The organism is Micromonospora trifolii, from assembly GCF_050516465.1.
Classification (GTDB): Bacteria; Actinomycetota; Actinomycetes; order Mycobacteriales; family Micromonosporaceae; genus Micromonospora; species Micromonospora trifolii.
This window is the reverse complement of record NZ_CP191526.1, coordinates 5265096-5276897: the sequence shown is the minus strand read 5'-3', so window position 1 is coordinate 5276897 and position 11802 is coordinate 5265096. Positions and strand designations below refer to the sequence as shown.

Annotated in this window: 11 protein-coding genes and 1 riboswitch; of the genes, 7 read left to right on the top strand and 4 right to left on the bottom strand. The window is 73.3% G+C overall.

Features of this window, described 5'->3' with window-relative positions; genetic code table 11:
• Positions 1-51 precede the first annotated feature (51 nt).
• Positions 52-161, top strand: a riboswitch (TPP riboswitch).
• The 7 genes from thiE (at position 156) to thiC (ending at position 6038) form a co-directional block, all read left to right on the top strand.
• The gene (thiE, locus tag ACQRWP_RS24505; RefSeq protein ID WP_112676872.1) at positions 156-782 is read left to right on the top strand and encodes a thiamine phosphate synthase; all 627 of its coding nucleotides are present in this window, start codon (positions 156-158) and stop codon (positions 780-782) included. Its footprint overlaps the riboswitch before it by 6 nt.
• On the top strand, positions 776-1942 hold the full coding sequence (gene thiO / locus ACQRWP_RS24500) for a glycine oxidase ThiO (RefSeq protein ID WP_430498054.1): 1167 nt from the start codon (positions 776-778) through the stop codon (positions 1940-1942). The genes thiE and thiO overlap by 7 nt, the downstream gene beginning before the upstream one ends.
• Positions 1933-2133, top strand: coding sequence for a sulfur carrier protein ThiS (thiS, locus tag ACQRWP_RS24495; RefSeq protein ID WP_430498053.1), 201 nt, complete (start codon positions 1933-1935; stop codon positions 2131-2133). The genes thiO and thiS overlap by 10 nt, the downstream gene beginning before the upstream one ends.
• Positions 2130-2909: a thiazole synthase gene (locus tag ACQRWP_RS24490; protein WP_430498051.1), complete on the top strand. Its 780-nt coding sequence runs from the start codon at positions 2130-2132 to the stop codon at positions 2907-2909. Before thiS ends, ACQRWP_RS24490 begins: the two co-directional genes overlap by 4 nt.
• On the top strand, positions 2906-3646 hold the full coding sequence (locus tag ACQRWP_RS24485; RefSeq protein ID WP_430498049.1) for a thiamine phosphate synthase: 741 nt from the start codon (positions 2906-2908) through the stop codon (positions 3644-3646). The genes ACQRWP_RS24490 and ACQRWP_RS24485 overlap by 4 nt, the downstream gene beginning before the upstream one ends.
• Positions 3643-4428: a bifunctional hydroxymethylpyrimidine kinase/phosphomethylpyrimidine kinase gene (gene thiD / locus ACQRWP_RS24480; protein WP_430498048.1), complete on the top strand. Its 786-nt coding sequence runs from the start codon at positions 3643-3645 to the stop codon at positions 4426-4428. The genes ACQRWP_RS24485 and thiD overlap by 4 nt, the downstream gene beginning before the upstream one ends.
• 17 nt (positions 4429-4445) lie before the next feature.
• Positions 4446-6038 carry a phosphomethylpyrimidine synthase ThiC gene (thiC, locus tag ACQRWP_RS24475; RefSeq protein ID WP_430498046.1) on the top strand — a complete coding sequence of 531 codons (1593 nt, stop codon included), beginning with the start codon at positions 4446-4448 and terminating at the stop codon, positions 6036-6038.
• Positions 6039-6211: 173 nt separating this feature from the next.
• On the opposite strand, the gene ACQRWP_RS24470 is transcribed toward thiC, so the two are convergent.
• The 4 genes from ACQRWP_RS24470 to ACQRWP_RS24455 form a co-directional block, all read right to left on the bottom strand.
• Positions 6212-9538, bottom strand: coding sequence for a hypothetical protein (locus ACQRWP_RS24470; protein WP_430498045.1), 3327 nt, complete (start codon positions 9536-9538; stop codon positions 6212-6214).
• 76 nt (positions 9539-9614) lie between these two features.
• Positions 9615-9923 (bottom strand): cupin, encoded by a 309-nt coding sequence (locus ACQRWP_RS24465; RefSeq protein ID WP_430498043.1) that lies wholly within the window; start codon positions 9921-9923, stop codon positions 9615-9617.
• Positions 9920-10870 (bottom strand): LLM class F420-dependent oxidoreductase, encoded by a 951-nt coding sequence (locus tag ACQRWP_RS24460; RefSeq protein WP_430498042.1) that lies wholly within the window; start codon positions 10868-10870, stop codon positions 9920-9922. The genes ACQRWP_RS24465 and ACQRWP_RS24460 overlap by 4 nt, the downstream gene beginning before the upstream one ends.
• A gap of 2 nt (positions 10871-10872) precedes the next feature.
• Entirely contained in the window at positions 10873-11658 is a 786-nt protein-coding gene (locus ACQRWP_RS24455) for an ABC transporter ATP-binding protein (RefSeq protein WP_430498040.1), read from the bottom strand.
• Positions 11659-11802 lie beyond the last annotated feature (144 nt).

Below are 11802 nucleotides of genomic sequence, written 5' to 3'. Positions count from 1 at the left end.
CCGCCGACCCCGCGCCTTGGCAGGCCGGCGGATCTGTCGTACGGTGACACGCAAGTAACCCACGGGAGCCCGGTGTACCGGGCTGAGAGGGGGGCTGACAGCCCCCGACCGTTGAACCTGATCCGGGTAATGCCGGCGCAGGGAGGAGCGTTGCCGTGCCGTCCCTGGGGCGATTGCATCTCATCACCGACACCCGACCCGGTCGCGACCCACTCGCAGTGGTTCGCGCCGCCCTCACCGTGGCCCACGCCGACCTGGTGGTGCAGGTCCGGGTCGAGGATTCCGCCACCGACCGCGAGGCGTACGACCTGACCCGGCGGGTGCTCGCGCTCTGCGCGTCGTACCAGGCGACCTGCCTGGTCAACGACCGGTTGCACGTGGCGCTGGCGGTGGGCGCCGCCGGTGGGCACGTCGGCGCCGACGACCTGCCGGTCGCCGCCGCCCGCCGGGTGCTCGGCCCCACCGGCGTGCTGGGCGCCACCGCCCGCGCGCCGGGCCCGGCGCGCGAGGCCGTCGCTGCGGGCGCCAGCTACCTCGGCGTCGGGCCGTGTCACACCACCAGCACCAAGACCGGTCTGCCGGACCCCATCGGGCCCGCCGGCGTACGCGCCGTCGTCGACGCCGTCGACGTTCCGGTCATCGCGATCGGCGGAGTGACAGCAGCCCGGGTGCCGGCGCTGCGGGCCGCCGGGGCGTACGGGGTGGCGGTGGTCGGCGCCGTCTCCACCGCCGCCGACCCGGCACGGGCTACCGCCGAGCTGATCGAGGCCCTGACGTGCTGACCGGCCGGTCCCCGTCACCGCCGTCGAGCGACCGGGTCCGGCCGGACGTGGCGGTGGTGGGGGCGGGGCCGATCGGGTTGGCGATCGCCTGGCGTTGCGCCGCGCAAGGGCTGCGGGTGGTGGTGCACGATCCGGCGCCCGGCTCGGGGGCGTCGGCGGTGGCCGCCGGCATGCTCTCGCCGGTCGCCGAGGCGTACTTCGGTGAGCGGCAGCTGACCGGGTTGCTGCTGGCGTCCGCGGCCCGCTGGCCGGCGTTCGCCGCCGAGTTGACCGAAACGACCGGAGTCGAGATCGGCTACCGGACCGAGGGCACCCTGATGGTCGGGCTCACCGGCGACGACCTGGCCGAGGCGCGCCGGCTGTGGGCGTACCAGCAGGGGTTGGGCCTGCCGGTGACGCCGCTGCGCCCCAGCGAGCTGCGCGACCGCGAACCGGCGCTCGCCCCACGGGTGCGCGGCGGCGCGCTCGCGCCCACCGACCACCAGGTCGACCCGCGGCTGCTGGTGCCGGCGCTGCGCACGGCAGCACAGCGGGCCGGCGCGGTGCTCGTGCCGCAGCCGGTCCGGTCTCTGTCCGACGTGGACGCGCCGGTCACCGTGGTCGCCGCCGGCTGCGGGGCCGCCGCGCTCACCGGCCTGCCCGTGCGGCCGGTGAAGGGCCAGATCCTCCGGCTCCGCGCGCCCGACGGCGTCGCGCCGGGCTTCCGGCACGTGATCCGGGGGTACGCCGACGGTGAGCACGTCTACCTGGTGCCCCGCGCCGGCGGTGAGGTCGTGCTCGGCGCGACGGTCGAGGAGCGCTCGGACACCACTGTCACCGCCGGCGCGGTGCAGCGGCTGCTGCGCGCCGGGGTCGACCTGCTGCCCGAACTGGCCGAGTACGACCTGGTCGAGGCGGTCGCCGGGCTGCGCCCGGGCACCCCGGACAACGCGCCGATCCTCGGGCCGCTGCCCGACCGACCGGACGTCCTGGCCGCCACCGGGCATCACCGGCACGGCATCGTGCTCACCCCGATCACCGCCGACCTGATCGCCGACCTGGTGCTCGGCGGCGTACCCGACCCGCTGCTCGCGCCCTTCCGGGCCGATCGCTTCGGCGGTGCCGCGCTGGCCGCGTCGGGAGGACCTGAACCGACGATGGAGGGGGACCTGTGGAGTTGACGGTGAACGGGGCCGGGCGCAGCGTCGCAACTGGCGCGTCCGTGGCGGACCTGGTCCGCGACATCGTGGCGCAGCCGCGTGGGGTCGCGGTCGCGGTCAACGGCGAGGTGGTGCCCCGAACCGGCTGGCCGGCCCGTGCGCTGCGCGACGGTGACCGGGTCGAGGTGCTCACCGCGGCGCAGGGCGGGTGAGCGGCGTGCCGTTCGAGCTGGGTGGGGAGACCTTCACCTCACGCCTGATCCTCGGTACTGGCGGCGCCGCGAACCTGCACGTCCTGGAGCAGGCGATCCGGGCGTCCGGCACCGAGCTGGTCACCCTGGCGCTGCGCCGGGTGGGCACGGCGCCGGGCTCCACCGGCGGGCTGCTGGAGCTGCTGGACCGGTGCGGCGTACGCCTGCTGCCGAACACCGCCGGGTGCCACACCGCGACCGAGGCGGTGAAGGTGGCCCGGTTGGCCCGGGACGCGTTCGACACCGACTGGGTCAAGCTGGAGGTGATCGGCGACGAGCGGACGCTCCTGCCCGACGGGGTGGAGCTGCTCCGCGCCGCCGAGGAGTTGGTCTCCGACGGCTTCACCGTGCTGCCGTACACCAGCGACGACCCGGTGCTCGCCCGTCGCCTCGCCGACGTGGGCTGCGCCGCGGTGATGCCGGCCGGCTCGCCGATCGGTTCGGGGCTCGGCATCGGCAACCCGCACCACATTCGACTCATCCGGCAGGGCGTGGACGTTCCGGTGATCCTCGACGCCGGCATCGGCACCGCGTCCGACGCGGCGCTGGCCATGGAGCTGGGCTGTGACGGGGTGCTGCTGGCGAGCGCTGTCACCCGGGCGGCCGACCCGGTGGCGATGGCCACCGCGATGCGGTACGCGGTCGAGGCCGGGCGCCTGGCGGCCCAGGCCGGCCGGATCGAGCGCCGCTTCCACGCGCTCGCCTCCACCCCCGACGAGGGAAGACCCGAGCTGTGACCCCGCCGTCCGGGGTTGTCGTGTTGACCGACCGGCTCGTCGCGCGGGGCGGGCTCGACCGGGTGGTGGCGGGCGCCGTGGCCGGGGGAGTGCGTTGGGTGGTGCTGCGGGAGAAGGACCTGCCCCGTGCCGAACGCGCCTCCCTCGCCGCCGACCTGCGCGCGATCCTCGCCGAAGTCGGCGGAACCCTCATCGTGGCCGGCCCCGACCCGCTCGGCGGCGACGCCGTGCACCTGCCCGCCGCCGGCCCGTACCCACCGCCAACCCACGGCTTGGTTGGTCGCTCCTGCCACCACCAGACCGAGCTGAACCGTCTGACCACCGAGCACTACGCCACCATCTCCCCGGTCTGGCCCACCAGAACTAAGCCCGGCTACGGCCCACCGTTGCTCGTTGCAGGCCTGGGCAGCCTGGTTCGCGCCAGCCCGGTGCCCTTGCTGGCCCTCGGCGGAGTCGAGACACCGGAACAGGTGACTGCCTGCGTCCAAGCAGGAGCCGTCGGAGTAGCCGTACTGGGCGCACTGATGCGAGCAGAAGACCCCGCCGAGGCAGCGGCGAGTCTGACCAGCGCTTATGTCGAGGCGGTCACACCCAAGCTCTCAAAACCCAGCGCGGAGGCAGCCAGGTCCCCACGACGAGGGCTGCGGCCGACCGTGCCCACGCAGGGATCAAGCCTGACCGCCCGGAGTGGGCACGGTCGGCCGCAGCCCCAAACCGCAACCAAAGAGGCCACATGACCCCGCGCACAATCCTCACCATCGCCGGATCGGACTCCGGCGGCGGCGCAGGCATCCAGGCCGACCTCAAGGTCTTCGCCGCGCTGGGCGCGTACGGCACCAGCGTCCTCACGGCGGTCACCGCGCAGAACACCCGGGGTGTCGACGCGGTGCTGCCGCTGCCCCCGCGCACGGTCACCGAGCAGTTGGACAGCGTGCTCACCGATTTCGCCGTCTGCGCGGTGAAGACGGGGATGCTCGGCACCCCGGCGATCGCGGACGTGGTGGCCGAGGCGGCCCGGGACGGCCGGCTGCCTCAGCTCGTCGTCGACCCGGTGCTGGTCGCCACGAGCGGTCACCGGCTGGGCGTGGTGGGCGCGGTGGAGCGGCTGCTGCCGTACGCCAGGGTGGCGACCCCGAACTGCGCGGAGGCCGCGGCGATCACCGGACGCCCGGTGGACGACGTGGCCGCGATGGTCGTGGCCGCCGAGGCCCTGGTGGCCGGCGGCCCGGAGTACGTGGTGGTCACGGGCGGTGACCTGGACGGGGGCGAGGCGGTCGACGTGCTGCACGGCGGCGGCGTCACCACCCTGTTGCGCGCACCCCGGGTGACCACCCGGCACACCCACGGCACCGGGTGCTCGTTCTCGGCGGCGATCGCGGTGCGGCTCGGCCTGGGCGATCCGGTGCCGGCCGCCGTGGGGGCCGCCAAGGCGTACGTGCTCCGTGCGCTGACCGGCGCGCGGGGCTGGGAGCTGGGCGCGGGACGCGGGCCGCTGAACCATTTCGGTTGGTCCGCTTGATCACCAGGGAGGCTGTCATGCACGCACGAGGCAAGGTGTACGTCGAGGGTTCGCGGCCGGATGTCCGGGTGCCGTTCGCGGAGGTGGGGCTGACCGGGGACCTGCCGCCGGTGCGGCTCTACGACACGTCCGGCCCTGGTTCGGACCCGGAGGTGGGGCTGCCGCCGCTGCGCGGGCCGTGGATCGCCGAGCGGGGTGACGTGGCCCCCGTACGGGGTGCGGGCACGCCGCTCGCCGGGGTGGACGGTCACCGGCCCACCCAGCTCGCGTACGCGCGGGCCGGTGTGGTGACGCCGGAGATGGAGTTCGTGGCGATCCGGGAGAACGTCGACCCGGAACTCGTGCGGGCCGAGATCGCCGCCGGTCGGGCGGTGCTCCCGCTCAACGTCAACCACCCGGAGTGCGAGCCGGCGATCATCGGTAAGGCGTTCCTGGTCAAGGTGAACGCCAACATCGGCACCTCGGCGGTCAGCTCGTCGGTCGCGGAGGAGGTGGAGAAGCTGACCTGGGCCACCCGCTGGGGCGCGGACACCGTGATGGACCTGTCCACTGGTAAGCGGATCCACGAAACCCGTGAGGCGATCGTGCGGAACTCGCCGGTGCCGATCGGAACGGTGCCGATCTACCAGGCGCTGGAGAAAGTCGGCGGCGACCCGGTGAAGTTGAGCTGGGAGGTGTTCCGGGAGACCGTGATCGAGCAGGCCGAGCAGGGCGTGGACTACATGACGGTGCACGCCGGGGTGCTCCTGCCGTACGTGCCGCTGGCAGTGGACCGGGTGACCGGGATCGTGTCCCGCGGCGGTTCGATCATGGCGGCGTGGTGCCTGGCGCACCACGAGGAGAACTTCCTCTACACCAACTTCGAGGAGCTGTGCGCGCTGCTCGCGCGCTACGACGTGACGTTCTCCCTCGGTGACGGCCTGCGCCCCGGTTCGATCGCCGACGCCAACGACGAGGCGCAGTTCGCCGAGCTACGCACCCTCGGTGAGCTGACGAAGATCGCCTGGGCGTACGACGTCCAGGTGATGATCGAGGGCCCCGGTCACGTGCCGATGCACAAGATCAAGGAGAACGTGGACCTTCAGCAGGAGTGGTGCCACGAGGCGCCCTTCTACACGCTCGGTCCGCTGACCACCGACATCGCGCCCGCGTACGACCACATCACCTCGGCGATCGGCGCCGCGATGATCGGCATGTTCGGCACCGCGATGCTCTGCTACGTCACGCCGAAGGAGCACCTCGGCCTGCCGGACCGGGACGACGTGAAGGCGGGCGTGATCGCGTACAAGATCGCGGCACACGCGGCGGACCTGGCCAAGGGGCACCCCGGCGCGCAGGCCTGGGACGACGCGCTCTCGAAGGCGCGGTTCGAGTTCCGCTGGGAGGATCAGTTCAACCTCTCGCTGGACCCGGAGACGGCGCGCTCGTACCACGACGCGACCCTGCCCGCGGAGCCGGCGAAGACCGCGCACTTCTGCTCGATGTGTGGCCCGAAGTTCTGCTCCATGAAGATCACCCAAGAGCTCAAGGAGTACGCGGCGCGCGGCATGAAGGACAAGTCGGAGGAGTTCGTCTCCGGCGGGAGCCGGGTCTACCTACCGCTCGCCTGACCCACAGTGTGCGTCATCCCGGGGCGTCCGTCTGGGGTCGCGGGGTGATCGACTCGGGTTCATTGGTGTCGGGGTGTCTAGCAGCTCGGGACAGCCCGGTTTCAATGAACCCGAGTCGATCAACGGCGATCGGTCGTGCCTGAACGTTGGGTGGTGAAGTCAGTCGGGGTGGGTCAGTCGCGGTGGTGCCGACCGGTGGAGCGCAACGACCGGCGGCCGTTCTCCTGCTCGGGCTCATTGTCCGACACCGGCTTGCTCAGACCGGCGACCCAGTCGACGAACTCCTCGTCCTGGGTCGCCAGCGGCTCGGCGGCGTCCGACGTCTTCGGGCTCTCCTCGTCGGCGCGGGACCGGTTGCGGCGGAACAGCCCGCCGAGCCGCCCTCGCCGGGAGGGCTGCTCTGCCACCTTCGGAGGCGTCGGCGTTGCCGACGTGGCGTCAGCAGGCGTCGGATCGCCGGTGCCGGTGCCGGTGCCGGTGCCGGTGCCGGTGCCACTGCCGCTGTCGCTGTCGCTGTCGGCGGTGGCGCTAGTGGTGGTGGCGCTGGTGGTGGCGGAACCGGAGGGCGCGCCCGCCGTGCCCGGGAACTCCGTTGGAGCCGGGTATTCGGCCGGAGTGGTGGTCTCGCTGGCTTCGGTCGGTGCTGTCCGTGCCGTCGAGCTGTCCTGCGATCCCGCCGACCCGCGGCGCCGGGAGGTGTCGAATGCGTTCCAGGTGCCGGCCCGGCTCAGGTCCGGCAACGGTGCCCGATGGCGGGGCCTGGGCGTCGGCCCGGTCGGCTCGTCGGGATTGCTGGACCCCTCAGATGCGGTTGCCTCCGGCTCGGAGGCCTGGGGTGGCACCGTCCATGTCGGGGCGACCGGCCAGGCCGACGGCGCGGGCGTCCACCGCTCCGCGTCCGGGTCACTGGCGGCGGTGGCCCCGAACAGCCCGGCGGTGGGAACGTCCTCGGCGGCGGGCCGCGCGCTGTCGGTGCCACGAGCCCCGGCGATTGCAGAATCGCTTGTCGCCTCGGCCGGTGCTGCCTTGCTGCCCGTGCCGGCCTTCGGGACGCGCGGGGTGGCTTCCGCACCAACCTGGCCGGCCGCGCTGGTCGGCGCCGCCGCTCGCGTCACGCCGGTTGCGGTGCTCGGTGCTGGTGTCGCCCCGGTCGCGGTGGTCTGGGTGGCCGGGGTCTGTGTGGCGTCGGTTGCCGTGGTCGGGGACTCCGGGTTGGTTGGCACCTGCGTCGCGGGGTTGGTTGGCACCTGCGTCGCGCCGGTTCCGGCGGTCGTCGAGGTGGCCGGTGCTCGCTTCGAGCCGGTGACGGGGGTGGCCGGTGCTCGCTTCGCGCCGGTAGCGGATGTGCCCGACCCGCTCGTCGGCGTCGTGGTGGTGGTCCGGGCCGCTGCCGTGCCGGCGGCAGCAGCCGAGTCGACCTCGGAGGTCGAACTCGACCGCTCACCCAGGCTTCCCCGGCTGGGCGCCGGAGTGTCGGCGACCGCGTCGGAGCCGGTGCTGTCGGCGGACCTCCCCGGCCGGGTGCCCTTCGTGGCGCGGCCGGTGGTCGTCTCGCGCGCGGGCGTTGCGTCGGTGGTCGTCTCGTTGGTGGTCGTCTCGTTGGTGGTTGCCGAACCGGCGGGGGACGTGTCGTCAGCCACCCCGGAGGCGGTGGCGCCCGGGTTGACTTTCGACTTACGGCTGCGTCGCGGCTTGATCGTCGGCGGCGCCCCGGGCGTGTCCTGGTCGGCCGTGCCCGCGCTTGTCGCCTCCGTGCTCGCACCCGTGCCGCTCGTGCCCGTGCTGCTCGTGCTGCTCGTGCCTGTGGCGGCGGGACTGGGAGCGTAGGCGCCAGTCGGGACTGTGCTGGTCGCCTCGGTGTCGCTGCCCGTGCTGGTCGCGGCTGCGCTGCTCCGGGCGGTGCTGCCGGTCGCGGGGATGGGCGTGTCCGAGCTGGTCGGAGCGCTGGTCGCGGCCGTGCTGGTCGTGCCGGAACCGGGTGCACCCGTGCTGCTCGGGGTGGCGGCGGACTTGCGGGTGGTGAGCCCATCGGTCGGCCTGCCGCTGGTCGCCGAGCTGCCGCTCGTGCCCGTCGCGGTGCTGCCGCTCGTGCCCGTCGCCGAGCTGCCGCTCAGCTCGTCGGCCGCTCGGCCGCTCGTCGGGGTCGCGGCGTCGACGCGTCCGGCCGTGGTGCTGGTCGCGGTGCCGGTCGCGGAGGCGTCGGTGGCGTTGCTGACGTCGGTGCTGGCCGAGGGCTCGGTCGTGGCCGGGACATCATGTTGGCGTGGGAGCGTGTGCCCTGCGGCGGTGAACTCACCGGTCGGCGCGGTCAGCCAGGTCGCGGGCTGAGTCTGGGCGGCGGGAGTCGGGGCGGCGGGAGTCGGGGCGGCGGGAGAAGCAGTGGCGGGAGCCGGACCGTGCTGTCCGCTCGCTGTGGTCTCCGGCCAGTCCCAGTGAGCCGGGACGGTGCGTACGGGATCGGGGTCGCCCGCCGCCCACGGACCCGCAACGACGCCGCCAGGCTGCGCGGTGGCCAGCTCGGCGTTTGTCGTCTCCGTGTCGGTGCGCTCGGCGCTGTCCCGGTCGTTCGCCGCGCCGGGCAGCGCCGGGCCGGGGGGCAGCGGGCGCAGGATGGCGGTGGGCTCGATGGCCTGCGGATCGGCCGCACGGGTGCCCGTCGGCCAGCGCAGCAGCGCGGCGGCGGCCGCGCCGAGTGCTCCGGCGAGGATCGCGATCAACGAGCCGTAGTAGGGGGCGGTCTGGTAGCGGTCCACCGCGTCGCCCGGGCCGGCGGTCAGGTAGGCGAACGCCACCAGCACCGGACCGGCTACCCCGGTGGCCCCGCTGACCAGTGGTGCCTGGCCCCGCCAGCGAGCCAGCCCGGCGGTCGCCGCGCCGGCCAGCAGCGCCACGATGGGCAGCAGGAGCAGCGCCAGCCGCTGCGCGGCGGCGTCGTCGAGCCAGCTCGGCTCCAGTACGCCGAGCCGGACCGTCGGCAGTGGGCCGACCGTGCCGAGCGACGGTAGGACGGAGATCAGCGCCAGCAGCCAGACCGCGCCGGCCACGGCCGCCATGTTCCAGCCCAGCTCGGGCCGGAACAGGACGGCGATCGCTGCGCCCGCCCCGATCACCGCACCGACCATGGCGCAGATGCCCACCGCCCAGACCGGGTCAACGGAGATCAGCTCCGCCGCGCGGGCGGGCTGCATGCAGAGCGGGGCGATGACTGTGGCGCCGAGCGCTGCCGCGCCACCGACCGCCAACTGCCGGCCGGTGCTGGTCGCCTGAGTGTCGCGGCGAGCGAGGCGTCCGGTCAGGACGGCGCCGGCGACGGCCGCGTTCGCGGCGAACCAGCCCACCCAGACGAGCTGGGCCGGCCACTGGTTGACGGTCGTACCGGTGAAGGCGCCGGTCAGGCGGACGATGCCGAAACCGTACGCGACGCCGAGCTGGCCGGCTCCGGCCAGCACGCTCACCCCGAGCGCCGTGAGCAGCAGTCTGCCCCAGGTCCGAAAGGCCATGTCCGGCACGTTACGCACCCGGTACACCCGATTGCCACCGGCGCGCCGCGCGGCACGCCGGTGGCAATCGGCGGGTCTACTTGAGTTCGACCAGCCGGGCCACGTAAGTCGTATCCCCGACATTGGTCAGCATGTGCACCGCGCCCGGGTCCCGGTAGACCACTCCACCGGTGGGCTCGTCGGCGTCGATCCGGGTGCCGTCGATGGTCTGTACGACGTTCTTGGCGCCCTCGATCGCCACCACCAGGTAGGGGTGGTCGTGCCGGTGCAGCGGTTGCCGCTCGCCCGGCTCGAGGCGGATGTGCCACACCCGGACCCGGTCGTTCTCGTACACGATCTCCTGACCCACCGGTCCGAGTTCGGTTCCGTCGATCACGTCGGTCATCGTGCTCCGTCCAGTTGGGGCAGCACCTCGGCGGCGATCAGCTCGAGGTGATCGAGATCATCGAAGTCGATCAGGCGTAGGTGGACCCGGGTGGTGCCGATCGCGGCGAACTCACCGATCCGCTGCGCGAGCTGCGCGGGGGAGCCGACCACCGGGTCCTCCGGTGGCAGGGCGCTCTTCTCGTGCAGAGGCGCGGCCCGACGCTGGGCCTCCGCGTCGGTCCGGCCGATCGCGACGACGATCCCGGCGGAGAGCACCAGCGGGTCGCGACCGGACTCCGTCCGTCCGGTGCGCTCACACGCCTCGCGCACCCGGTCGTACGCCTCGGCGGTGGCCGCCACGGACTTGAACGGCATGTTGAACTCGTCGGCGTACCGGGCGGCCAGTTCGGGGGTGCGCTTGGGGCCGCGTCCGCCCACGATGATCGGCGGGCCGGGCACCTGCACCGGCTTGGGCAGGGCGGGGGCGTTCACCAGCCGGTAGTGGTCGCCGGTGAAGCTGTAGGTCTCGCCGGACGGGGTTCCCCACAACCCGGTGATCACCTCAAGCTGCTCGGCCAAGCGGTCGAAGCGCTCGCCGACCGCCGGGAACGGGATGCCGTACGAGGTGTGCTCGCGCTCGTACCAGCCGGCGCCGATGCCGAGGTCGACCCGGCCGCCGCTCATCTGGTCGACCTGCGCGACCATCACGGCGAGGGGGCCGGGCAGGCGGAACGTGGCCGACGTCACCAGGGTGCCGAGTCGGATCCGCTCGGTTTCCCGGGCCAGCGCGGCGAGGGTCAGCCAGGCGTCCGTGGGGCCGGGCAGGCCCGGGTCGGCGCCCATCGACTGGTAGTGGTCGGCGCGGAGGAAGCCCTCGTAGCCGCAGGCCTCGACCAGCCGGGCGAACCGGAGCTGGGTGTCGTAGCTGGCGCCACGGTTCGGCTCGGTGAAGACCGACACCCGCATGGTCAGTGTCCTTCCGCGCCGGCGGTGGCCGGCTGCTCGCGTTCCATCAGCAGTTCGTGCAGGTCGGCGCTGACCTGGGCGACGTCGGCCAGGTGGGCGTTGCGGCCCAGGGTGCGGGGCCGGGGGATGGTCACGTCGACGACCTTGCGGATCCGGCCGGGGCGGGGGCTCAGCACGACCACCCGGTCGGCGAGCAGCACCGCCTCGTCGATCGAGTGGGTGACGAAGACGATGGTCGGCTTGTTCTCCATGTGCACCCGCTGGAGTTCGCCGGAGAGTTCCTCGCGGGTGAGCGCGTCCAGCGCGGAGAACGGCTCGTCCATCAGCATCACCCGGGGCTCACCGATCAACGACCGGCACAGCGACACCCGCTGCTGCATGCCGCCGGAGAGCTCGTGCGGTAGCCGCTTCTCGAAGCCGGCCAACCCGGCCACGTCGAGCAGTTGCCGGGCCCGCTCCCGGTGCTTGGCGCGGCTCCAGCCGAAGATCTCCACCGGCAGCAGGACGTTGTCCAGCACGGTGCGCCAGGGCAGCAGTGCCGGCTTCTGGAACAGCATGGCGATGTCCTGGCGGGGGCGGGCGATCGGCGTACCGGCGACGGTGATCTCACCGGCGCTCAGCGGGAGCAGCCCGGCGATCAGCCGCAGCAGTGTGGACTTGCCGCAGCCGGAGCGGCCGAGCACGGCGACGAACTCGCCCTCGGCGACGTCGAGGTCGATGCCGCGCAGCGCCTCCACCCGGCCGGAACGGCCCTCGAAGGTACGGGACACCCCGGACAGTCGGATCATCTCCGGCGCACCTCCGCTGAGTGGACGGTCAGGAATCCGACAAAGGCTAACTGCCCTGTCGAGGTATGACACCGGCTGGGGTGGTCGTCAGGTTGTATCCGTTCCGCAACCCGATACGCCTGGCGTCACAACTGTGGGTTTCTC